Annotated in this window: 19 protein-coding genes; 6 read left to right on the top strand and 13 right to left on the bottom strand. The window is 62.5% G+C overall.

Annotated elements, in window-relative coordinates; translation table 11 throughout:
• Positions 1–20: 20 nt before the first annotated feature.
• From G9U53_RS08975 to G9U53_RS08950, 6 genes are all read right to left on the bottom strand, one after another.
• Positions 21–1,481, bottom strand: coding sequence for an MFS transporter (locus tag G9U53_RS08975; RefSeq protein WP_165638599.1), 1,461 nt, complete (start codon positions 1,479–1,481; stop codon positions 21–23).
• Positions 1,478–2,326, bottom strand: coding sequence for a mycofactocin-coupled SDR family oxidoreductase (locus G9U53_RS08970; protein WP_142006466.1), 849 nt, complete (start codon positions 2,324–2,326; stop codon positions 1,478–1,480). The genes G9U53_RS08975 and G9U53_RS08970 overlap by 4 nt, the downstream gene beginning before the upstream one ends.
• A gap of 103 nt (positions 2,327–2,429) precedes the next feature.
• The gene (locus G9U53_RS08965) at positions 2,430–3,569 is read right to left on the bottom strand and encodes a serine hydrolase domain-containing protein (protein ID WP_180279557.1); all 1,140 of its coding nucleotides are present in this window, start codon (positions 3,567–3,569) and stop codon (positions 2,430–2,432) included.
• Positions 3,570–3,749: 180 nt separating this feature from the next.
• Entirely contained in the window at positions 3,750–4,160 is a 411-nt protein-coding gene (locus tag G9U53_RS08960) for a VOC family protein (protein ID WP_047269632.1), read from the bottom strand.
• Between the two features lie 134 nt (positions 4,161–4,294).
• Positions 4,295–5,296 carry a helix-turn-helix domain-containing protein gene (locus tag G9U53_RS08955; protein WP_050655866.1) on the bottom strand — a complete coding sequence of 334 codons (1,002 nt, stop codon included), beginning with the start codon at positions 5,294–5,296 and terminating at the stop codon, positions 4,295–4,297.
• Positions 5,297–5,327: 31 nt separating this feature from the next.
• A complete protein-coding gene (locus tag G9U53_RS08950; protein WP_050655865.1) occupies positions 5,328–5,894 on the bottom strand; it encodes a GNAT family protein in 567 nt (188 codons plus the stop codon).
• Positions 5,895–5,979: 85 nt separating this feature from the next.
• Between G9U53_RS08950 and G9U53_RS08945 the strand changes: the two genes are divergently transcribed.
• Positions 5,980–7,278 (top strand): HNH endonuclease signature motif containing protein, encoded by a 1,299-nt coding sequence (locus G9U53_RS08945; RefSeq protein ID WP_165638598.1) that lies wholly within the window; start codon positions 5,980–5,982, stop codon positions 7,276–7,278.
• Positions 7,279–7,389: 111 nt separating this feature from the next.
• On the opposite strand, the gene G9U53_RS08940 is transcribed toward G9U53_RS08945, so the two are convergent.
• The 6 genes from G9U53_RS08940 to G9U53_RS08915 all read right to left on the bottom strand — a co-directional run bounded on the left by G9U53_RS08940 (position 7,390) and on the right by G9U53_RS08915 (position 14,421).
• A complete protein-coding gene (locus G9U53_RS08940) occupies positions 7,390–8,559 on the bottom strand; it encodes a lipid-transfer protein (RefSeq protein ID WP_081557335.1) in 1,170 nt (389 codons plus the stop codon).
• On the bottom strand, positions 8,556–8,996 hold the full coding sequence (locus G9U53_RS08935) for a MaoC family dehydratase (RefSeq protein ID WP_007734018.1): 441 nt from the start codon (positions 8,994–8,996) through the stop codon (positions 8,556–8,558). Before G9U53_RS08935 ends, G9U53_RS08940 begins: the two co-directional genes overlap by 4 nt.
• Before the next feature lie 2 nt (positions 8,997–8,998).
• Positions 8,999–9,991 (bottom strand): bifunctional MaoC family dehydratase N-terminal/OB-fold nucleic acid binding domain-containing protein, encoded by a 993-nt coding sequence (locus G9U53_RS08930; protein ID WP_064688625.1) that lies wholly within the window; start codon positions 9,989–9,991, stop codon positions 8,999–9,001.
• A gap of 7 nt (positions 9,992–9,998) precedes the next feature.
• On the bottom strand, positions 9,999–11,150 hold the full coding sequence (locus G9U53_RS08925) for an acyl-CoA dehydrogenase family protein (protein WP_007734012.1): 1,152 nt from the start codon (positions 11,148–11,150) through the stop codon (positions 9,999–10,001).
• Positions 11,135–12,175 carry an acyl-CoA dehydrogenase family protein gene (locus tag G9U53_RS08920; protein WP_165638597.1) on the bottom strand — a complete coding sequence of 347 codons (1,041 nt, stop codon included), beginning with the start codon at positions 12,173–12,175 and terminating at the stop codon, positions 11,135–11,137. Before G9U53_RS08920 ends, G9U53_RS08925 begins: the two co-directional genes overlap by 16 nt.
• Before the next feature lie 83 nt (positions 12,176–12,258).
• Positions 12,259–14,421 (bottom strand): acyl-CoA dehydrogenase, encoded by a 2,163-nt coding sequence (locus tag G9U53_RS08915; protein ID WP_064075133.1) that lies wholly within the window; start codon positions 14,419–14,421, stop codon positions 12,259–12,261.
• A 94-nt stretch (positions 14,422–14,515) separates the two neighbouring features.
• On the opposite strand from G9U53_RS08915, the gene kstR reads away from it, so the two are divergent.
• Entirely contained in the window at positions 14,516–15,154 is a 639-nt protein-coding gene (gene kstR / locus G9U53_RS08910) for a cholesterol catabolism transcriptional regulator KstR (RefSeq protein ID WP_003945752.1), read from the top strand.
• Between the two features lie 87 nt (positions 15,155–15,241).
• Positions 15,242–17,782 carry a trehalose-phosphatase gene (otsB, locus tag G9U53_RS08905; protein ID WP_165638596.1) on the top strand — a complete coding sequence of 847 codons (2,541 nt, stop codon included), beginning with the start codon at positions 15,242–15,244 and terminating at the stop codon, positions 17,780–17,782.
• A 3-nt stretch (positions 17,783–17,785) separates the two neighbouring features.
• Here the strand turns inward: otsB and G9U53_RS08900 are convergent, their stop codons facing one another.
• Positions 17,786–18,874, bottom strand: coding sequence for a LacI family DNA-binding transcriptional regulator (locus G9U53_RS08900; RefSeq protein WP_003945452.1), 1,089 nt, complete (start codon positions 18,872–18,874; stop codon positions 17,786–17,788).
• Positions 18,875–19,013: 139 nt separating this feature from the next.
• Here G9U53_RS08900 and G9U53_RS08895 point away from each other — a divergent pair, with 139 nt between their 5' ends.
• The 3 genes from G9U53_RS08895 to G9U53_RS08885 all read left to right on the top strand — a co-directional run bounded on the left by G9U53_RS08895 (position 19,014) and on the right by G9U53_RS08885 (position 21,823).
• Positions 19,014–19,964, top strand: coding sequence for a zinc ABC transporter substrate-binding protein (locus tag G9U53_RS08895; protein ID WP_042920537.1), 951 nt, complete (start codon positions 19,014–19,016; stop codon positions 19,962–19,964).
• Between the two features lie 102 nt (positions 19,965–20,066).
• Positions 20,067–20,945, top strand: a complete 879-nt coding sequence (locus G9U53_RS08890; protein WP_165638595.1) for a metal ABC transporter ATP-binding protein — start codon at positions 20,067–20,069, stop codon at positions 20,943–20,945.
• The gene (locus G9U53_RS08885; RefSeq protein ID WP_003945811.1) at positions 20,942–21,823 is read left to right on the top strand and encodes a metal ABC transporter permease; all 882 of its coding nucleotides are present in this window, start codon (positions 20,942–20,944) and stop codon (positions 21,821–21,823) included. Before G9U53_RS08890 ends, G9U53_RS08885 begins: the two co-directional genes overlap by 4 nt.
• Positions 21,824–21,847: the final 24 nt, after the last annotated feature.

Here is a 21,847-nt window from a genome sequence, read left to right as displayed (position 1 = left end):
GATCGGGTGAGTCCGTCGACTCACCCGATCTTCGTTGCGCCATCGGTTTGAGCTGCAATTGGTAACTCGGGCAGCGATACCGCCCGCGTCCGCTCCACCTTCACTGCCAATGTCACAGCGGCGGCCAGTGCTGATACGCCCGCTCCGATCCAGTACAAAACCGCGAACGAATGCAGGGTCGGCACAGCGCTCGCACCGATCACCACCGTTGAACTGGCCAATACCGCTGCCGCAACGGCGCTTCCGGTGGAGGTACCGACCGAACGGAGCAGGCTGTTGAATCCGTTGGCCGAGGCAGTCTGATGGATCGGCGCAGATTCGGTGATCAGAGTCGGCATGGCCGCCAGGGAAAATGCAACACCGGCGGACACCACGGCAGCGCCGATCACGATATTGACCAGCGTCGGCGTCAACAGCACACGCAAGACGTATCCAATTGCGATGACGATCGCTCCTGAGGCCAACGTGGCCTTCGCTCCCCATCGCCTCGTCACCTTCGACGACACCGGCGCCAATCCGATCATCAGAACTCCGCCCGGCATCATCGCCAATCCGGCTTCGGCAGCCGAGAGTCCGAGACCGTCCGCCGACGCCAGGGGCAACTGAAGTTCCTGCGTTGCCGCCAAGGCGCTGATGAACATGGCAAAACCGAGTAATACTGCGCAGACGTTCGAAACCAGAATCGGAGCGAGAAGGGAAGTCCGCAGATCGACCAGCGGTGCCGGCGTGTGCAGTTCCCACGGAATCCATCCACAGAGCAAGACCACGCCGGACGCGATCAGAACCAGAACCTCGGGGCTTGCCCAGCCCCATTCGGTTCCTTTCGAAACGGCCAGCAGCAGTGCAGTCATAGCGAGTGTGAGGACCGTGGCCCCCAGAAAGTCGAAGCGTCCGCGACTCTTCACAGCCGATTCCGGCACCACCAGCGGCAAGACGACTATCAGTACTACCCCGAACCCACCGGTGACCCAGAAAAGCGCGGGTAGTCCCCAGTGCGCCGAGATCACCCCAGCCATCGGCATACCGAACATGCCACCGATCCCCAACGTCGCACTCATGAGAGCTACTGCACCACTGAGCTTTTCCGGAGGAAGGACATCGCGCATGATGCTGATTCCGACGGGCAGAAGTGCCGTCGCGAACCCCTGCAAAGAGCGCCCGAGGATCAGTAACCAGAAACTCTGGCTGAGCGCCGCAACCATGCAGCCGACGATCATCACGGCAAGACAGACGAGCATCATCGCGCGCTTGCCGAACATGTCGGCGAGTCTGCCGATGAGAGGGGTCGCGACGGCACCGGTCAGCAACGTCGAGGTCACCAGCCAGGAAGCGGTGGAGGACGATACTCCCGATGCCGTCGCGAACGCAGGCAGGACCGGCACCACCAAGGTCTGTTGCAGCGCGACCACCACACCGCTCAGACTCAGGACGCCGACGACCCACCCGGTCCGCGCTTTCGCGCGAACAGTCTTGTCCGTCAAGCGTTCGAGCGAGCGGCTACTCCGGCGTCGACAGGAACCACGATGCCACTCATGTGGGCACTCGCGTCGGCGGCGAGGAACAGGACTACTCGCGTGATCTCGAAGGGATCCAGCCAACCGACCGGCTGCGCATGCAGAGTCGCGTACACGGGTTCGACGTCGTCTGCCGTCGGCGATTCGAGGTCAGGCCGCATCATCGCGTACATCATGTCGTTGTGAATCATCGGCGTCGAGATATTCCCCGGCGCAATAGCATTCACGGTCACACCCGAGTTGGCCAGTTCGAGCGACACACTCTTCGTCAAACCGATGACGCCCCATTTGGAGGCGCCGTACGCCGCCATCTGGGTGCCACCGGATCGACCCATCATCGAGGAAATCGTGATGATGCGACCGTAACCACGTTCCGCCATTCCACCTGACACGGCCGCAACGGTGTTGAACACACCGGTCAGGTTCGACGAGATGACTTCGTTCCACTGTGCCGACGTCATCGACGTGATCGGAGCGGGCACGGACACACCGGCATTCGCGACGGCGATATCGACACGGCCGAACTCGGCTTCAGCGCGGGCAACGAGCGCGTCCATTGCGTCGCGATCAGCCGTATCCGCCTTGACGGCAATGCACCGACGACCGGTGGCTTCCACCAACCGAACAGTTTCCTTCAGGTCCTCCTCGGTTGCGAGGGGGTAGGCGACGACATCACTGTTCTCGCACCGGTCGCAGATCACGATGTCCGCGCCACGCTCCGCGAATGCGACAGCGTGGGCGCGCCCCTGACCGCGTGCGGCGCCGGTGATCAGTGCAACTTTTCCTTCGAAGCTGCCTTCGAGGCTGTTCATGCCGTCTCCTAGTTCGTCGTATGCCAGCATGCGCTGTACTGCATGCGTACTCCGAACCCGCCCGAAAGAAACAGTCGATCCCGGACAGCGGGAATCCAGCCGGTTACTGGTAAACGGCGGTCTCGAATTCCAGGTATCCGTTGATGGATCCAGGGTCCGCGAACGGCAGAATCTGCGTTGCCCAGAACCCGCCGACGCCGGTCTGCCGGTCGATCCAGTAATAGAGGTTGGCAAGACCCGCCCAAGCCAGCGATCCGGCCGGCCTACCGGTGGGTGCCACCTCTTCATTTGTCATGAAGGAGTATGCCCATCCCTTGGGTACACCGGGGAAGAATTCCGCATCGTTGGACAGCGTCGGGAGAACTCCGGGCAACAACCCCACGTGCTGGCCTTCGAGCCCGTTCTGAACGGCTGCAGCTACCGTCTCCGGCGACAACACGCGACCGGATGTGCCCGCGCCGTCGTTGAGCCACATACGAATGAACTTCATGTAGTCGCCGACAGTGCCGTGCAAACCGTGACCACCCATGTGCACCTCGGGTTCGGCCGGAAGCTCGAATCCGATGAGCGGAGTGAGGCTTCCGTCGCTCTCACGCTGATGGATCGGCGCAAGTCGATCCTTCATCGACGGGCTCATCGTGAATGCCGTATCGGCCATCTCGAGAGGTTCGAAGATGCGCTCACGCATGACATCGCCGAGTCGATGACCTCGAATCGACTCGACGACCTGTCCGGCCCAGTCGATGTTGGTGCCGTACTCCCACTTCTCACCCGGGTCGAAGAGCAGCGGTGTCGTGAGCGCCGCTTTGCTACACGTGATCACGCTGGGCTGCCCATGTTCCTGCGAGAGCCGGTTGTACGACTCGTTGAAGAAGTCGTAGCCGAACCCTGCAGTGTGAAGGAGCAGCATGCGAGTGGTGATGTCACGCTTGGGTTCCCGAAGAACGGGGTTTCCGCCGGCGTCGAAACCGTCCAGGACCTTCAGCTCACCGATGTCGGGAACATAGGTCGCTGCAGGTGCATCGAGATCGAGCAATCCCTCCTCCACACATTGCAGGACAGCGGTACCGGTGATCGCCTTGGTGGTGGAGAAGAGCGCAAAGGTTGTATCGAGGGTCATCGGTTCGCCGTGACCGAGAGCCCGCTCACCGGCTGCACCCTCGTAGATGTTGCCTTCTCGATCCGTGATCATCGCGACGACACCCGGGACTCGGTCAGCCCGCTGAGTTGCTCGCGCCAGCACGTCGTCGAGGTGCTGCTTCGAAAGGGGCTTCCGCGCAATATCTTCGATCGTCACTGCATTTCTCCATCCGACTTGCAACTTGTCTTGTCGAACAGAATGTAACGGCGATCACATACCCGGTTCTGCCTCGAAACGGCAGTAAAACTGTCTCGTTTCGGCAGAACCGGGCAGAGCTTGGAGTCAGCTCTGGGGCGCTCCGATATTCACCAGCCAGGAAATGCCGAATTTGTCTGTACAGGCGCCGAATTCGTCGCCCCACATCTGCTTCTCGAGTGGAACGCTCACCGTTCCCGTTCCCGACAACTGCTCCCAGTACCCGCGCAGCACATCGCCGTCGTCGCCGCTGAGGCTGACCGTGATGTTGTCGCCGGGGTTGTACGGCATGCCGGGCGGAGTGTCGGCACCCATCAGGGTGTATCCCTGATCGGTTTCGAGCATTCCGTGCATGATCTTGTCGCCGCCTTCACCGGGATTGCCGAACTCACCGAACGTGCTCAGCGCCAGCGTGCCACCAAAGATTTCTTTGTAGAACTCCAACGCCTCACGGGCATTGCCGTTGAAGCTGATGTACGGATTGAGTCGAGTTGCCATGACGTACTCCTAGCTCGTGGGATTGCTGTCACGTTCGATTTCAATCCTTGCAGAACGCTCCGACACGAAACAACGGATCACGGCAGTTCATCGAGTGCGTAAAACGATCGTCATGACCGTTCAAACAACTGTCCTCAGAGTCGATTCCGGGTCTCGGAAGGCAACTCTCCGAACCGTTTCCGGTATGTGGCCGCAAACATACCCAGATTGACGTAGCCCCAGGCGTTGGCGATTTCGGAGACGGTTCTCCCGTCGGAACGCAACAGTTCGCCGCGTACACCCTCCAACCGACGCGCGCGCAATCGTTGCCCCGGTGTGGTGTCTCGGTACCGTCGAAATCCCGCAGTGAGCGCCCGGACACTGACACCCACCGCAGCCGCGATCTCCGATGCCGTCGGCACCGAGCGAGCAAACGTATCGATGTACTCCTCTGCCGATCGCACGTAGGCAGGTTCGGCGGAGGCGACGTCGACGCCGAGTTGCAGCCCGGCCTGCGTCGCCCACTCGTCGAGAAGCTGAGCCGCGATGAGTTCTTGAACCCTGGCACCCAGCCTTTCGCTCGACATCGCCTCAGGCGACTCTGCAATTGCGCGAACGACGTAGTCCATCAATGCCAGCCAACTCGAGCCCCGCCCGCCGATGGTGCACTTGTGCCGCCACAGACGGTCGTCGGGAACCGACCCGAACCATTGCATGGCGTGATCGGCGACAAGCTGATGCGGCACAGTGAGATTCAGCTGCAGGTGATCTTCGTCGAATTCGACGAAGTAGTCGGTCCGGCTACAGTCGGCGACAAAGGTCTCCCCCACGGCAGTATTCACCGCAGTTCCTCCGCCGAGGGCATGTCGACCGTTGCCTCTGATAGTCGTCAGAACCAGAATGTTTCCGGCCTCAGGCGAACATTCACCGACGGAGACCGGAATCCCGTAACAGAATCTGGTGACGTCGATCTTGCCGACTGCCGCGGAGTACATGTCCGAAGCCGGCTTCAACCGACTTCCGATCGGCGTGACCGTATACGGCATGTAGATGTTGTCGGACCACTCTTTGATGCGGTCCCAGTCCCGAGAAAAGGCCTGGTGATGCTGCATAGTGGGCTGGCCGGCCGCGTCGATGAGCAAGGCATCCTCGAACATGGTTCGAGTATCGCACCAGGGCCCGGGAAGGTCACGCGAAGTGAGCTGACGTGATCTCTGGCTGTACGGCGGCGGGTCGTGTTGCAGCAAAAAGCAGCGAATCCACCGCGGTCCCCCGGATCACCATGTGTGCCCTCATTCGCCCCTCCTCCTCCATTCCGATTTTGGTGAGCACCGACGCCGACGCCGAATTCTCCGGACGACACGTTGCCTGCACTCGCTGCGCTCCGAAGCGAGCAAAGGCGAATTCCAGAACCGCGCGCCCCGCCTCCGACGCATAGCCTCGCCCTTGGAACTTCGGGTTCACGACAAAACCGAGTTCCGCCCGCCGGTGCGCGGCGGATACTTCCCACACAGCTACCGAACCGATGACCGTTCCATCGGCCTTCGACGTAATGGCCAGGGTGAACGTGCGACGTTCGACGAGCGCAGCTTCTAGTGCAGCGTCAGCCAGGAACGCCCTGGTCACCGCAGGGGTGTTCGGCCCCCAATCAACATATCTACAGACGGCAGGGTCAGACGCGTACTGATGGACGGCACCTTCATCCGCGGCAGTGAAATCTCGAAGAACAAGGCGTTCCGTAGTCAACGTGAACATCCAGCGATCCTAGAGCGAGCCCAAAAGCACCTCTTGACTCGAACGCATGTTCGAGTATGATTTGGGGAGGGGATCGGGGGATTCAATGAGTGTCTTGTTGTCGGACGTGGTTTCGGGTTCTGCGGTGGGGTTACGCGGACGTCTGTGGCAGTTGTCGGCTGCTGAGTTACGTGCGGCTGCGGTGTCGGCGAGCGCGGAGATTCTTCGTCTCGAGGCTGTGCGGGTGGCAGTGGTCGACGAACTCTCGATGCGCCCGGATGATCAGGTGATCGCCAGCCGCGGGGTCGGTTCGTGGTTGGCGGCGAACACCATGTTGCAGGTTCGGGACGGGAAAAAGATCGCCGCGTTGGGTGCAGCTTTGCGGCCGTTTCCGGCGGTGGCGGCTCGGTTCGATGGCGGGGATTGCTCGTTCGATCATGCCGTGTTGATCGTGGCGTTCTGTGAGTCACCGCCGAAGGGGATGCCGGAGGAGGCGCTACCGAAGTGCATCGATTTGTTGTTGGCGGCTGCGTCGGGTGTGGAAGCGACGACGACGAAAGTGCGGAACGTGATCGCGACCTTGGAGCGGTTGTTCGAATCGGATGAGATCCCGCCCGCCGAGGATGTCGATCTCAACGAGTTGCGGATCGCCTCGACATTGAACGGTCGAGTGGTGGTGCGCGGCGATTTCGATGCCCTGACCGGTGAAATGCTGTTGTCGGCGTTGTCGAATCTGACGATGCCGACCCCGGCACCGGATGGGACGCCGGATGCCCGGTCGGCGGCGAAACGCACGGCGGACGGGTTCACCGAACTGATCCGGCGTTATCTCGATTGCGCCAAGACTGGTACCGATGGTGGTCAGCGTCCGCATGTGAACATCAACGCCCGTGATTTGGTGGAGTATCGAGACTGCGCCGCCACACCCTCGCCCGATGGTGGTGGAGTGGCTGTGTCGGATCTTGATGTCGGGCACATGCCGTGGCTGGGGCCGCTCTCGGTGTCGCAGACCAGACTCCTTGGGTGCGATTGTTTCCTGTCCACGGTGCTGCTCGATGATCACGGCGCGCCCTTGGATGCGCAACCAGGTAAACGATTGGTCACCGCCGAACAGCGAGTGGCGTTGATCGCCCGGGACAAAGGCTGCGCCTTCCCCGGCTGCACGTGCGTACCCGCCTGGACCGATGCGCACCACATTAAGCACTGGGCGAACGGCGGCCCGACGGTGATGAACAACCTGGTCCTGCTGTGCCGTTCACATCACCGACTGATGCACCGGAAATCAGGGTTCGTCGGCAAATGGGAAATCCGAATAGGCGCCGACAACAAACCCTGGTTCATCCCGCCACCCTCGATCGACCCGCAGCAGCACCCGAGGCCGGCGAACACCACCTTCAAAACCTGAGAGGTCAAACCTCTTTGGCGACAACAGAACACGGACCGAGCACCGCATCGAAGGAGACCTCGATGCGGTGCCAACCGGCCGTGACGCTTGATGAAGCTGTGCCCACGATAATCAGCGAGTCAGCACAAGCCCCGATGTCGGAACGCCCGTTCCCGCAGTCACCAGTACATTCTCGACGGAGTCGACCTGGTTGACCGAAGTACCGCGGATCTGCCGAACACCCTCGGCGATACCGTTCATCCCGTGAATGTATGCCTCGCCGAGCTGTCCACCATGGGTGTTGATCGGAAGCTTGCCGCCGAGTTCGATTGCGCCACCGGCGATGAAGTCCTTTGCCTCTCCCCTGCCACAGAAACCGAGTTCCTCGAGCTGCATCAGAACATAGGGCGTGAAGTGGTCGTAGAAGATCGCCGTCTGCATGTCCGACGGGCGCAGCCCACTTTGTGACCAGAGCTGATCGCCGACAAGGCCCATCTCCGGTAGGCCGGTCAAACCGTCGCGGTAATAGCTGGTCATGATGTATTGATCTGCCCCGCTGCCCTGTGCGGCGGCAGCGATAACGGCGGGGGTGTTCTTCAGATCTTTGGCTCGTTCTGCCGAGGTGACGACGATCGCGATGCCGCCGTCGGATTCCTGGCAGCAATCGAGGAGATGCAAAGGTTCAGCGATGAATCGCGAGTTCTGATGGTCCTCGAGGGTAATCGGTTTTCCGTAGAAGAACGCCTTCGGATTGGTGGCTGCATGCTTACGGTCGGCGACGGCGATTCGACCGAAGTCCTCGCTGGACGCTCCGTATACGTGCATGTATCGCTGCGCGACCATCGCGACAAACGATGCAGGAGTACCCAATCCGTGAGGATAGGAAAAAGCGTTATCCGTGCCCGACGAATTGACCTGCGCCACAAGGCCGGAGTTCACCTGCCCGAAACGGGCACCCGATCGCTCGTTGAACGCGCGGTAAGCGACGACGACGTCTGCGACGCCGGTGGCAACAGCCATGGCGGCCTGCTGAATCGTCGCCGCAGCGGCACCGCCTCCGTAGTGAATGCGGCTGAAGAACTTGAGGTTCGGAATCCCCACCGAACGAGCTACTGCCACTTCAGTGTTGGTGTCCATGGTGAACGAGGTAAGACCGTCGACGTCGGCGGGTGTCAGACCGGCGTCGTCCAACGCGGCTTGAACAGCCTCGGCGGCCAGTCGCAGTTCACTGCGACCGGAGTCCTTCGAGAAATCCGTGGCTCCGATTCCGACGATCGCTGCCTTGCCGGACAATACGCTCATTCAATGTCTCCGTTTTCAATGTCTCCATTCGAGCCCGACGCCGGAAATGCCAGTGTGACCTGTGCGGTGATGTGATCTCCCAGGCTGTTTTTGCCGACCACCGCGAGCGACACGAGATCCTCGTCGTAGGAGGTCACCGTTCCGGAGAGCGTCAAGGTGTCGTAGGCGTACCAGGGGACTCCGAGGCGGAGTTTGATCGACGTGAGTACAGCCCGCGGTCCGGCCCAATCGGTCACGAATCGCTGCACCAAGCCGGTGTCGGTGAGGATGTTGACGAAAATGTCTTTCGAGCCGCGTTTCTGTGCGAGATCGCGGTCGTGGTGAACATCTTGAAAATCGCGGGTAGCGAGCGCCGCCGAGACCACAAACGTCGGGTCGCCGTAAATCGAAAGCTGCGGAAGAACCTCTCCCACAGTGATATCCGTCGTCGAAGTCATCGTCACTCCTTCACCGCAGAAACCGCAGAAGCCCCAACCGGCTGCCAGGCGTACAAAGTCCAGGGAGTTCCCCCGGTCTCGTCGTCTCCGGGAAAGTCGAGGTAGATCGCCTCCACCTCCATTCCGATCGACACACTCGACGGATCGATACCGCGCAATTCGCCGAGCATCCGCACACCCTCGGGCAGTTCGACCAGGGCCACGACGAACGGCAACGACCGACCAGGAACCTTGGGGGCGTGGTGAACGACAAAGCTGAAGACCGTTCCCCGACCTGACGCGACCACGTAGTCGGTCTGCTCCGACTTGTCTTTCCAGATCGCGGGCACCGGCGGGTGCTGTACCGACCCGTCCGCACGCAGTTGAATACGTAACTCGTGTGCGGCGACACCGTCCCAGAAGAACTGCGTGTCGAGGGATGCTGTCGGACGCAGCATTCGAGATGCGTCCAGGTCCGCAGGCAAGTCAGTGGAGGAACTCTCGCTGACTGGCGGCGCGAACTTCAAGATCCGGAACATCATCTCCGAGACCAGTTCTTCGCCGACCCGCCAGAAGCTGCGAGTAGTGAAGAACCATCCTTCACCAAGACCTGTCTTCTTGGGTCCCACAACGTCTTCCAACACCGAGGAGATGGTGACTTCTTCACCCGGCTTCAAGTAGCGGTGGTAGATCTGATCGCAGTTGGTCGCGACGACGGACGTGAATCCGGCCTCGTCGAGGATGTCCGTCATCCGGCCCAACGGATCGTCGGCTTCTCGAATTGCCCCCAGACCGCGCATCGTCCATACCTGCGCCATCGCCGGCGGTGCGACTATTCCGTCGTGTCCGGCGGCGCGGGCAGCCGATTCGTCGACGTAGATCGGGTTCTCGTCACCGATCGCCTCGACCCAGTTGCGGATCATCGGCAGGTTCACGGGGTCCCGGCCGGCGCGAGGAGCGCTTGGCCCGTCCTCTCGAACCCGCTCGGCAGCAGTGAGAATGGGATCTGACACGATTTGTTTCCTATCTCGGAACGCGAGGAAGCTTCAGGCCGGCGGTCGCAATCAGTTCGCGCATCACCTCGTTGACTCCACCGCCGAAGGTGATCACCAGGTTGCGCTTGATCTGCATGTCCAACCACTCCATGAGATCAGCAGTTTCGGGATCGATCGGATTTCCGTACCGCCCGACGATCTCTTCCGCCAGTCGACCGACCCGCTGGATACGCTCGGTCGCAAACACTTTGGTTGCCGAAGCGTCGGCGATATCCACCGAATCCGAATCACTCGACGCCACTTGCCAGTTGAGCAGCTCATTGAGGCGGTACGTCGCATGAATTTCGCCGAGCGCGCGCCGTACGTCAACGTGATCAAGCAGGTTTTCACGCTTGGCCCAATCGAAGACGTGGTCGTAAATCCCTGCGACACGACCTGCCGGACCGAGCATGACGCGTTCGTGGTTGAGCTGCGTCGTGATCAAGCGCCAGCCCTGATTCTCCTCACCCACAAGCATGTTCGCCGGAACGCGAACGTCCTCGTAGTAGGTGGCGTTGACGTGATGCGCACCGTCGCAGGTGATGATCGGGGTCCAGGTGTAGCCGGGATCTTTGGTGTCCATGATCAGGATGGAGATGCCGCGGTGCCTTGAATCGGCAGACCCTGTCCGCACGGCGAGCCACACGTAATCGGCGTCATGCCCGCCGGTGGTGAAAATCTTCTGGCCGTTGACGACGTACTCGTCACCATTTCGTGCCGCCGAAGTGCGCAGTGCTGCAAGGTCGGTGCCGGCTTCCGGTTCGGTGTAGCCGATCGCGAAGTGCACTTCACCGGCGAGGATCGCGGGCAGGAATTTCTGCTTCTGCTCCTCGCTGCCGTACTTCTGCAGGGTCGGACCGACGGTCTGCAAAGTCACCGAAGGCAGTGGGACATCCGCCCGCACAGCCTCGTTGACAAAAATCTGCTGCTCGACTTCACCGAACCCACGTCCGCCGAACTCCACCGGCCAGCCGACGCCGAGCCAGCCGTCCTTGCCCATACGACGGATGACCTCGCGATAGGTAGGGCCATGCCGCTCCACGCGCATGATCTTGGCCTCTTCGGGCGAGATCAGCGTCGAGAAGTAGCGTCGAAGTTCAGCTTGCAATGCGCGCTGACTGTCGGTCAGATCGATGAACACCGGGCCCCCACGAGGTCGAGTCGCTGCGAAGCACCGCCGAGCAGGCGTGCCAGGTCTTTTGCAGTCGAGTAGTAACGATGAAGTGGATACGTGACGTCGACGCCCAGACCACCGTGCAGGTGGTGAAGCACCTGCATCATGGCAGGCACTTCTTGGGCGATCCAGTACGCCATGACGTCGAGGTCCGACTGGGCGTCCAGGCCCTCCGACACGCGCCAGGACGCCGACAACGCCGCGACATGAAGGGTCCGGGAGGTGACGTACGCGTCGGCTATCTGTTGTGAGACTGCCTGGAACGTGGCGAGCGGCTTACCGAATTGCTCACGCGAGCCGACATGCGCCGCAGTGAGATCGACGGCACCGGACACCAAACCGTCTGCAACGGCTCCGATGCTTGCCGTGGCGATCCGGTACAGCGTCTGGACGGCTTCCTCGCCGGCACCGAGAAGTTCACCGACTGCCTCGTCCATGGTGACTGCGAACTCCGGACTGCCGGACGCACTGGGAGTCGGCGTCAATGCGACGCCGGCGGCGGTCGGATCGACGAGAACGACTCCGGCGTCGGTGGGCACAAGAATTCTGTGTGCGCTCGCCGCGAAGGGAACGGCAAGCACCGTCCCGCTGACGCGATACCAGTCGCCCGACTGATGCGCGGTGGTCGACGGCTGTGCCGGGAACTGCTGACCCGGCTCACCGAGCGCCGCGGTGAACACCCGTCCGGCGCCGACTCCGGTGAGCAATTCGTCCTGTTGAGCGTCGGTCCCCAGAGCGACTATGGGGAGTACACCGAAGCCGAGGGTTGCGAGAGCCGGAATTGGAGCGGCGGCCCGGCCGACCTCGACGAGGAGGGAACCGACGTCGGCGACGGAGAGTCCCTCGCCGCCCAGACGCTCGGGCAGGGCCAACGTGAGCAGGTCGGCATCGGCGAATGCCGCCCAGAGCGCGTCCGGCTCCAGTTCGCGGGCAAGGAGCGCGGTAGCCACCTCGGCTACCGCTTCCTGGGTTTCATCGGGAGTGAAGTCCACGCTGGCAATCCTGTCTCTGATGTAGAACGTGTTCTAGTTGTATCACCAACGTGGACATTTCTAAAGGCCTCTACTCACGCCGTCTAATCACGGGGCAGGCCCAGAATTCTCTCCGCGGCGACGGTCAACAGAATCTGCGTGGTTCCGCCGGCAATCGACAGGCATCGCGTGTTGAGGAACTCACGCGAAAGCGGGCCCTCCACCCACCCGGCAGTACCACCCAATTCCATGGCGAACTCCGCGACATTCTGACGCTGGCGCACGCCCACCAGCTTGCGGACGCTCGACGCCGGACCCGGATCCTGACCGTCCAATTGCCGCAGTGTCGTGCGCAATTCCAGCAGTGAGCCCACCATGGCGGTTCCGATCAGCCCACCGAGCTTGTCTGCCACCACAGGATCGGGGTCGCCGGCCAGCTCGAGCAATTCCTCCATCGCACCGCCGAGCGAAGAGCCACCGCTCATCGCGACTCGCTCGTTGGCGAGGGTCGTTCGGGCCAGTTTCCAGCCTCCACCGAGCTGGCCGACGACGCACTCGTCCGGGACGAAGACGTCGTCGAGGAAGACTTCGTTGAACAGGGCATCTCCGGTGATCTCGCGCAGCGGCGAGATCCGAATCCCGGCCGTCTTCATGTCGAGAAGGAAGTACGTGATGCCCTTGTGCTTGGGAACCTCGCGATCGGTCCTGGCGAGGCAGATGGCCCAGTCAGCTTCACGCGCAAGCGAAGTCCAGACTTTCTGGCCGTTCAGCTTCCAACCGCCGTCGACCTTTTCCGCGGTCGTGCGCAGTGCGGCAAGATCGGAACCTGCGCCGGGTTCGCTGAAGAGCTGGCACCAGGTGATCTCGCCCTTGAGCGTCGGAGTCGCAAATCTTTCGATCTGCTCCGCACTGCCGTGCTCGAGGATGGTCGGCACTGCCCACCAGCCGATCACCAGATCAGGTCGGCCGATACCGACGGCCGCCAACTCTTCTTCGATCAAAATCTGTTGCGCAGCCTTGGCGCCCCGGCCGTACGGCTTGGGCCAGTGCGGTGCAAGGTAGCCCGATTCGGCCAACGCGTTGCGCTGCTCGGATTCGGGCAGCGCCACCAATTGCGCTACCTCTTCGCGAATTTCGGACCGGTCGGATTCGAGCTCGCTCAAGTCGATCTGAAGATGACGCCGTGCGCCGCCGATCGTCAATTCCGCGACGCGCGCGCGCCAATGAGACGATCCGCCCAGAATCTGCCGGAGCGACAGTGCTCGACGAAGGTAGAAGTGCGCCTCGTGCTCCCAGGTGAATCCGATGCCGCCGAGCACTTGAATGCAGTCCTTTGCCGTGTCGACAGCGGCATCCAGCGACACCGCGGCGGCCACTGCTGCGGCGATCGGAAGTTCGTCGCCCGACTCGGCAGCGACCGCACCATCCCAGGCGACGGCTCCGGCATTCTCTACGCGACACAGCATTTCGGCGCAGATATGTTTGATCGCCTGGAACGAGCCGATGGGCTTTCCGAATTGTTCGCGAATCTTCGCGTACTCCACCGCAGTACGCAGGCTCCACGCCGCGATTCCGGCAGCTTCGGCTGCCCCCAGTACCGCCGCTAGGTCGGAAACCGATCCTGGCGCAATGTCATCGAGGATTCGGTCGGCGTCGACCGTCACTCGATCGAAGGAGACTCGCGCCAGTGGTCGCGACTTGTCGATCGTGTCGACCGCTTCGTAGGTCACGCCTTCGCTGTCTCCGTCGACGAGGGCCCAGACGACACGCGAGCCTTCGTCTTCGGACACGACGCCCGCCGACACGAGTACCGATACGCCCGAATCGCCGCCCCAGGCGTAACCTCCTTCGCCATGAAGCTCGATGCCGCCGGACGCATTCGCCGTTGCCGCAACTGGACTTTCGTCCAATACGACGGCACACGGCAGCGCACCGTCGGCGAGCGTTTCGGACCATCGCTTGGCAGCGGGCGACGAACTACGCCCCACCACCAGAGCTGCGAGTGCAGTCGTGAGAACAGGACCCGGCACGAGTTCGATTGCCGCCTGCTCGAGCATTGCTGCGAGATCGACGATTTCGGCCCCGGCTCCGCCTACCGCTTCGGGAACGGCGACCGAAAATATCCCGAGAGACGCGAACTCGGACCATTTCTCCCGCCACGAAACTGCTGGTCCACGGCGTACCATGTCCATCGGCGTGGCCGAGCGAGCCCAGGCCTCTATCGATTCCTGGACCGCCCGCTGTTCATCGGTCGTGGCGATTGTCACAACTGGTTCCCGCCTCTCGATAAGTGACACAATTGTTTAGAACGTGTTCTAATATGACACCTGGCCAAGAGTCAAGGCGCGAAGGAATTTGTCGATGACCACAACATCCCGATCCCGCTCCAACGCGGTTGCTTCTGCAACGCTCGGGGACGACGATCTCAGCTCCAACGCGCAACGTGAACGCCGCAAGCGGATTCTCGACGCAACACTCGCCTTGGCGTCCAAGGGGGGCTACGAGGCTGTTCAGATGCGCGCCGTGGCCGAGCGTGCCGACGTCGCAGTCGGAACGCTCTATCGCTACTTCCCGTCCAAGGTTCACCTACTGGTGTCCGCCCTGGCACGCGAATTCGAGAAGATCGATTCCAAGGGCAAGATCCCGCCTGGAACCAGTCCGCTCGAGCGGATGCAGCTGATCCTCAGCCTCATCACCCGCGCGATGCAGCGCGATCCGCTCCTCACCGAAGCGATGACTCGCGCGTTCATGTTCGCCGACGCCTCCGCAGCGGCCGAGGTCGATCAGGTGGGCCAGTTGATGGACCGCCTCTTCGCACGAGCGATGACCGAAGAGGAGCCAACCGAAGAGCAGTTGGCGATCGCGCGCGTGATCTCCGATGTGTGGCTGTCCAATTTGGTGGCATGGCTCACGCGACGCTCTTCGGCTACCGATGTCGCCAATCGACTGGAATTGACGGTTGAACTGCTGCTCGGTGACGGAACTCGGAAACCCGAATAGACATCCTTTGTCGCATCTGTCATTTTTGCACTGATCGGCCGGAAACGTATCGAGCCAGGAGTCGCTGCATCACCTAGATTTGAAGAGGTGAGCGCACAAGATCTGTCCATCGAACTCCGCCGAGCGCTGTCAGGCGTGGCACGCACGCCGCGTCTGCTCGTAGCCTCCGACTACGACGGGACGATGGCACCCATCGTCGCCAACCCGGACAAGGCGTATCCCCGCGCGGAAACGGTGCGTGCGCTCCGCTCTCTCGCCAGCCTCGCGTCGACGACGGCTGCCGTGATCTCGGGCCGCGCCCTCAAGGATCTGGCTGCGTTGTCCCGACTTCCCGCCGAAGTGCAATTGGTCGGCAGCCACGGCTCCGAGTTCGACATCGGATTCGTTCACGCGATCGACGCCGACGCCAAGAAACTGCTCGACGAGATCGTCACCGAGTTGGGCCGAATCGCCGCCGACACCCCTGGGGCAACGGTGGAGAAGAAGCCCGCCAGCGTTGCACTGCACGTACGCAACACCAGTGCCGACGACGCCGAGAAGGCGCTCATCGCCGTCCGCACCGAATCGGCACTCTGGCCAGGCGTTCAGGTCACCGAGGGCAAATCGGTGGTCGAGTTGGCTGTCATCGCCACTGACAAGGGGCACGCACTCGACTTGATTCGCCATCAGGACGGCGCAACCGCTGCCGTCTTCATCGGGGACGACGTGACCGACGAAAAGGCGTTCAGCAGGCTTCAGGGGCCGGACATCGGAATCAAGGTCGGCAGCGGGGACACCGTCGCCGACTATCGCGTCGACAGCACCGAGGACGTCGCTGCTGCTCTGGCGTTCCTGCTCGACGAGCGTCGTACGTGGCTTTCCGGCGCCGACGCTCCGCCCATCGAGCGGCTCTCGATGCTCGCCAGTCCGCGCACCGTCGCTTTGGTGACCCCGGATGCGACGCTGACCTGGTTGTGTCACCCGGAACCGGATTCAGCGGCCGTCTTCGCACACCTTCTCGGCGGAACCGGGGCCGGCCACTTCTCGGTCGGGCCTCGACGCACAGCCTTGCCGCTGAGCCAGAAGTACATCGACAGCACGATGACAGTTCAGACCCGCTGGGCGAGCCTGTCCGTCACCGACTACCTCCCCCACGACGTCCCACAGGGACGAACCGACCTGACCCGCATCATTTCCGGTCAGGCCGACGCGATCGTCTCGTTTGCACCCCGTCCCGAGTTCGGCCAGGGTCAGGTCACGCTCGAGGTCGTCGACGAGGGCATTCGGGTCCTCGGCACCAACGAGCCGTACGTGCTCCGCTCCCCCGGTGTGCTGTGGAACATCGCCACCGACGGAAACCAGCAGACCGCCCACGCCATCGTCGAGCCGTCCAAGGGTGACGTCGTCCTCGAATTGCGCTGCGGAACAGAAGAAATCGGCCCGTCCGACGTTCCGGAGCTCGAGCGTCGAGCGACCTCGGAGGCCTACTGGTCCGATTGGGCCAAGACGCTCGAACTCCCGAAGCTGAAGCCGGACTTGATGAAACGCTCTGCACTGACCTTGCGCGGGCTGGTCCACGCCGATTCCGGTTCCATCATGGCTGCCGCGACGACGTCCCTGCCGGAAGAGATCGGCGGAGTCCGCAACTGGGACTACCGCTATTGCTGGTTGCGCGACGCCGCCCTCACCGCAACAGCTCTCGTGAGCGTCGGATCCACCGACGAGGCCGAGAACTACCTGGACTGGGTCCACCGCGTGCTCGAAACACTGCCGGGACCCGAGCGCCTGCACCCCCTCTACACGCTCCACGGGACTTCGCTACCGCCAGAGGCCGTCATCGATTCACTCCCCGGATACGCCGGCTCCCGGCCGGTCCGCGTCGGAAACGCCGCGAATCAGCAGGTTCAACTGGACGTGTTCGGCCCGATCGTCGAGCTCATCGTCGAACTGGCGAATGCACGCGAAAAGGCCGGTGATCCCGATCCTTTGAGCGACCGCGACTGGGAACTGGTGTGCGCCATGGTCGAAGCAGTGCAGCGGCGCTGGTTCGAACCCGATCACGGCATCTGGGAAATTCGCGACAACCCGCGCCACCACGTCTATTCCAAGGTTATGGGCTGGGTCACCGTCGACCGCGCCGTCGATCTTGCGACCCGCTTTTCTCGCGAGGCTCTGCCGGAATGGGCGGAACTGCGTGACCAGATCGCCGACGAAGTACGACACAAAGGCTGGAAGGACGACGTCCAGTCGTACACCGCGGCCTACGACGGCACCGATCTCGACGCGGCGACTCTGCACATCGGACTGTCGGGGCTGATCGATCCGACGGATCCGCGCTTTGCAGCGACCGTCGTAGCCACCGAGGCCGAACTACGCAGCGGCTCAACGGTATACCGCTACCATCACGACGACGGCCTGCCCGGCATCGAAGGTGGATTTCATCTCTGTGCCGCCTGGCTCGTCGAGGCATACCTACTGATCGGGCAACGCCTGCAAGCAGAGGCACTGTTCGACCAGTTGGTCGCGGCAGCGGGTCCCACCGGACTGCTCGCGGAGGAGTACGACCCCATCGCGGAACGCTCACTGGGCAACCACCCCCAGGCGTACAGCCATCTGGGCTTGTTGCGCTGCGCCCAACTCCTGGCGTGAGCGCTACCCCTTGATCCGACCTGATGTTCGCCCGGCCAGTAGTTCGGTGTCGAGCATCTCGACTATCGGAACGCCGGATCCAGACGGCGACATCAGGAGCGCACCGGCGCGCCGGCCCTTCTCTTCCTGGGGCTGGCGCACCGTTGTCAGTGATTCGCGCAGCGCCTCGTCGACGCCGTCGAATCCGGTGATCGACAGTTGGCCAGGTACATCTATGCCCTGCCAGCGCGCCCAGTCCAAGGCGCCGAGAGCCAGCACGTCGGTGGTGCAGACCAGTGCGGTGATCTCGGGGTTGGTCGCGAGAGCTTCCGCCGCCGCCGAGTGCCCGGACTGCGATGTGTGGACGTACCGCTCGATCACGGTGAGTGAGAGTGGGTCCATGTCGGCCGCCACCATCGCGTCGCGCACTCCTTCGATCCGCTCACGCTGGACGTGGAAGTGTGGGGACTTGAGTCGTTCCTGGCTGACGACGCCGTCCATCCGGTCGCGCCCCAGCCTCATGCAGAGCACGCCGATGTCACGGTGTCCGAGACCGATGAGGTAATCGGCGACCTTGCGCATGGCAGCGCGGTCGTCGATGCCTACGAGCGATGCACCTGGAATCTCGCGGGGCTGGTCGCAGACGACGATCGGAATGTGACGCTCGAGCACGGCGGCAAGATACGGGTCGTCGTCGGCCACCGAGTAGACGACAAAGCCGTCGACGCCCGCCTGCTGGACCACGGCCGCAGCATCCACCTCGTCGCGCCCGGGCCCGGCCGGAATGAGCAGCAAGCCCTGGCCGGCGTCCTCACATGATTCCGAGAGACCGGCCAGGAAGCTCATGGCGGCCGGGTCGCGGAACGAATAACTGAGTGCTTCGGTGAGCAGGAGACCGACGGCGCCGGCTTTGCGAGTTCGCAAGGAGCGGGCGACCGGATCAGGTCCGGGGTATCCGCGTCGCTTGGCCGCTTGGAGCACTCGATCCCGCAGCTCGACGGAGAGCTGATCGGGTCGGTTGTACGCGTTCGAGACTGTAGTTCTCGACACATTGAGCTCGGCGGCAAGCGACGCCAAAGTGGCTTGACGGCGTGGCTGACGGGACCGGGGCATAAACGGACGTTAGCCGTAGTGCCCGCAGACGGCGCGTTGGGGCTGAACCGAAGGTGAACTACCAGCGACTATGCGCTAATGTGTAACGGTAACGGTTTCCAATAGCATTTAGCCCAGCCTTTGTTCAGGAGAAAAGCACGTGCGTTCGTCGTCGAAATTCCGCACCGCCACCGCCCTCGCGGCCGTCTCGGTCGCCGCAGCATTCGCGCTCACCGCGTGCAGCTCAACCTCCTCGAAGGACGACGGCATCACCGTCGTCGCATCGACGAACGTGTGGGGCGACGTCGCGCAGGCCGTCGCCGGCGACAAGCTGACCGTGACGTCGATCATCAACGAGCCGTCCGCGGACCCGCACTCGTTCGAGGCGACTCCCGCCGATGCCGCCAAGATCACCGACGCATCGCTCGTCGTCTACAACGGTGGCGGCTACGACCAGTTCATCACCGACGTCCTCGACGCGGGCAAGGGTGAGCAGAAGACGGTCAACGCCTACAACCTGCTCGACGGCGGCATCCACGCCGGCGAAACCGCGGGCGAATCGCATGACGGTCACACCCACGGCGCAGTCAACGAACACGTCTGGTTCGACATCCCGACCGTCGACGCCGTCGCACATTCGGTGGCCGATCAGCTGAGCGCTCTCGATCCGGACAACGCGGCGACCTACGAGGACAACGCGAAGGCATACAGCCAGAAGCTCGCCGGCGTCACAGCGATCACCGATTCCATCGCCGCTGCCCACGCAGGCGCACCGGTGGCGCAGACCGAGCCGATCGCGCACTACCTCCTGGTCGCAGCTGAACTGAAGGACGCAACTCCCGAAGAGTTCACCAGCGCCATCGAAGACGGCAACGATCCGTCACCGGCCGCAATCGCCGCAACGCGCCAGCTCCTCTCGGAGAAGCAGGCCCGCGCACTGGTCTACAACATCCAGACGCAGGACAAAGTGACCCAGGACATGCGCACCACAGCCGAAACCGCCGGAGTGCCCGTCGTCGAGGTTACGGAGACTCTCCCCGAGGGCCTGGACTACATTCAGTGGCAGACGCAGACCGCGGAGTCGCTCGCAAACGCCCTCTCTGCCCAGTAATTATTTGCCCCACCATTTCCGAGAAGAACCGATCGGCTTGTGACAGAAACTTCCGCGAATACTCCTGTGCCCCCTGGTAACACCGTGCCTTCTGGTAACACCGTGCCTTCTGGTAACACCGCGCCTTCAGCGGCCTCCGTGCCCACTGTGACGCTGAAGGACGCTCGATTGTCCTTCGGCGCCCGCACATTGTGGGACGGACTCGATCTCGAGGTACAGCCAGGTGAGTTCATCGCCGTACTCGGGCCGAACGGATCGGGCAAGACCTCGCTCCTGAAGATTCTGCTGGGCCAACTACAACTCAGCGGCGGTAGTGCACAGATCGTAGGCACGCCGGCACGGGCCGGGAACTCACACGTCGGGTACATCCCGCAGCAGAAATCGATCGACGACGGCCTCCCGCTCCGCGGCCGCGACCTGGTCGGCCTCGGCGTCGACGGTCACCAGTGGGGTACGGGCCTACTGCGTCGGGGTCGTCGCCGCAAGATCGTCGACAACGCCATCGCACAGGTCAGCGCCCAGTCGTTCGCCGACGCTCCCATCGGTTCCATGTCCGGCGGTGAGCAGCAGCGACTGCGGATCGCACAGGCTTTGGTCGGCGACCCGCGGATCCTGTTGTGCGACGAGCCGCTGCTCAGCCTCGACCTCGCCAACCAGCACCTGGTCTCGACGCTGATCGACAAGCGTCGGCGCAGCCATGACACCGCGGTGCTGTTCGTGACGCACGAGATCAATCCGATCCTGCCGTTGGTGGATCGAGTGCTCTATCTGGTGGACGGTAAATTCCGGATCGGGACGCCGGCCGAAGTGATGACGTCCGAGGTTCTCTCGGATCTGTACAACACCGACGTCGAAGTGTTGCAGGTTCGTGGCCGCCTCGTCGTGATCGGCACCGGAGACGCCATCGACGCGCTCGGCAGCGCAGGCGGACTACGCCCGGGAGAAGGCGTTCACCATTCTGATGAGGATCACCACCAGTGAGTAACAAGTTCACCGACGCGATGTCGCGGATGTTCGACGTGTCCGCCACCGTCGACCTACTGCAGTACGACTTCGTCCAACAGGCGTTGATTGCCGGTGCCATCCTCGGATTGTTGGCCGGCATCATCGGGCCGCTGATCGTGAGCCGTCAGATGTCGTTCTCGGTGCACGGAACGAGTGAGCTGTCACTGACGGGCGCATCCGCCGCACTTCTCGTCGGTGTGGGCGTCGGCTTCGGTGCCATCGTCGGATCCGTGGTCGCGGCAGTGCTGTTCGGACTGCTCGGAGCCAAAGCGCGCGACCGAGATTCGGTGATCGGCGTGATCATGGCTTTCGGTCTCGGCCTGTCGGTGTTGTTCCTCTGGGCGTACGACGGTCGCACGGGAACCAGCTTCTCGTTGTTGGTCGGACAGATCGTGGCGCCGGGAAACAGTGGTCTCGAACTTCTGCTGCTGTGCGCGGTCATCGTGATCGGCACACTCGGATTCATCTACCGCCCTTTGCTGTTCGCAAGCACCGACCCCGAAGTTGCTGCAGCTCGCGGTGTTCCGGTTCGGGCACTGTCGATCGTGTTCGCAGTGTTGGTCGGCATCACCGCAGCACTCGGCGTACAGATCGTCGGTGCTCTGCTGGTGATGTCGCTGCTGATCACCCCCGCAGCGGCCGCCGCGTACGTCACGGCAAGCCCACTCAAGGCCACGATCCTCTCCGTCGTGTTCGCCGAACTGGCAGCCGTCGGCGGCATCCTTCTCTCGCTGGCCCCCGGCGTTCCCGTCTCGAGTTTCGTCACCTCGGTCTCGTTCGTGATCTACCTGATATGCCGACTCTTCGGATCCGCACGTCGCAAGAATGCCGGACGGATTCCGGCGCACGCCTGAACACCGAGAGCCCATACCTACCTA

The sequence above is a fragment of the Rhodococcus sp. D-46 genome (genome assembly GCF_011290655.1).
Lineage (GTDB): Bacteria > Actinomycetota > Actinomycetes > Mycobacteriales > Mycobacteriaceae > Rhodococcus_F > Rhodococcus_F qingshengii.
Note: the sequence above shows the minus strand (reverse complement) of the source record. Positions and strands in the feature narration are given on the sequence as shown.

Bases quoted from the DNA above. Each gene is read 5' to 3' on its own strand.
- G9U53_RS08970 (WP_142006466.1), bottom strand. From the start codon at position 2,326: ATGAACAGCCTCGAAGGCAGCTTCGAAGGAAAAGTTGCACTGATCACC.
- G9U53_RS08960 (WP_047269632.1), bottom strand. From the start codon at position 4,160: ATGGCAACTCGACTCAATCCGTACATCAGCTTCAACGGCAATGCCCGT.
- G9U53_RS08955 (WP_050655866.1), bottom strand. From the start codon at position 5,296: ATGTTCGAGGATGCCTTGCTCATCGACGCGGCCGGCCAGCCCACTATG.
- G9U53_RS08950 (WP_050655865.1), bottom strand. From the start codon at position 5,894: ATGTTCACGTTGACTACGGAACGCCTTGTTCTTCGAGATTTCACTGCC.
- G9U53_RS08945 (WP_165638598.1), top strand. From the start codon at position 5,980: ATGAGTGTCTTGTTGTCGGACGTGGTTTCGGGTTCTGCGGTGGGGTTA.
- G9U53_RS08940 (WP_081557335.1), bottom strand. From the start codon at position 8,559: ATGAGCGTATTGTCCGGCAAGGCAGCGATCGTCGGAATCGGAGCCACG.
- G9U53_RS08935 (WP_007734018.1), bottom strand. From the start codon at position 8,996: ATGACTTCGACGACGGATATCACTGTGGGAGAGGTTCTTCCGCAGCTT.
- kstR (WP_003945752.1), top strand. From the start codon at position 14,516: ATGACCACAACATCCCGATCCCGCTCCAACGCGGTTGCTTCTGCAACG.
- G9U53_RS08900 (WP_003945452.1), bottom strand. From the start codon at position 18,874: ATGCCCCGGTCCCGTCAGCCACGCCGTCAAGCCACTTTGGCGTCGCTT.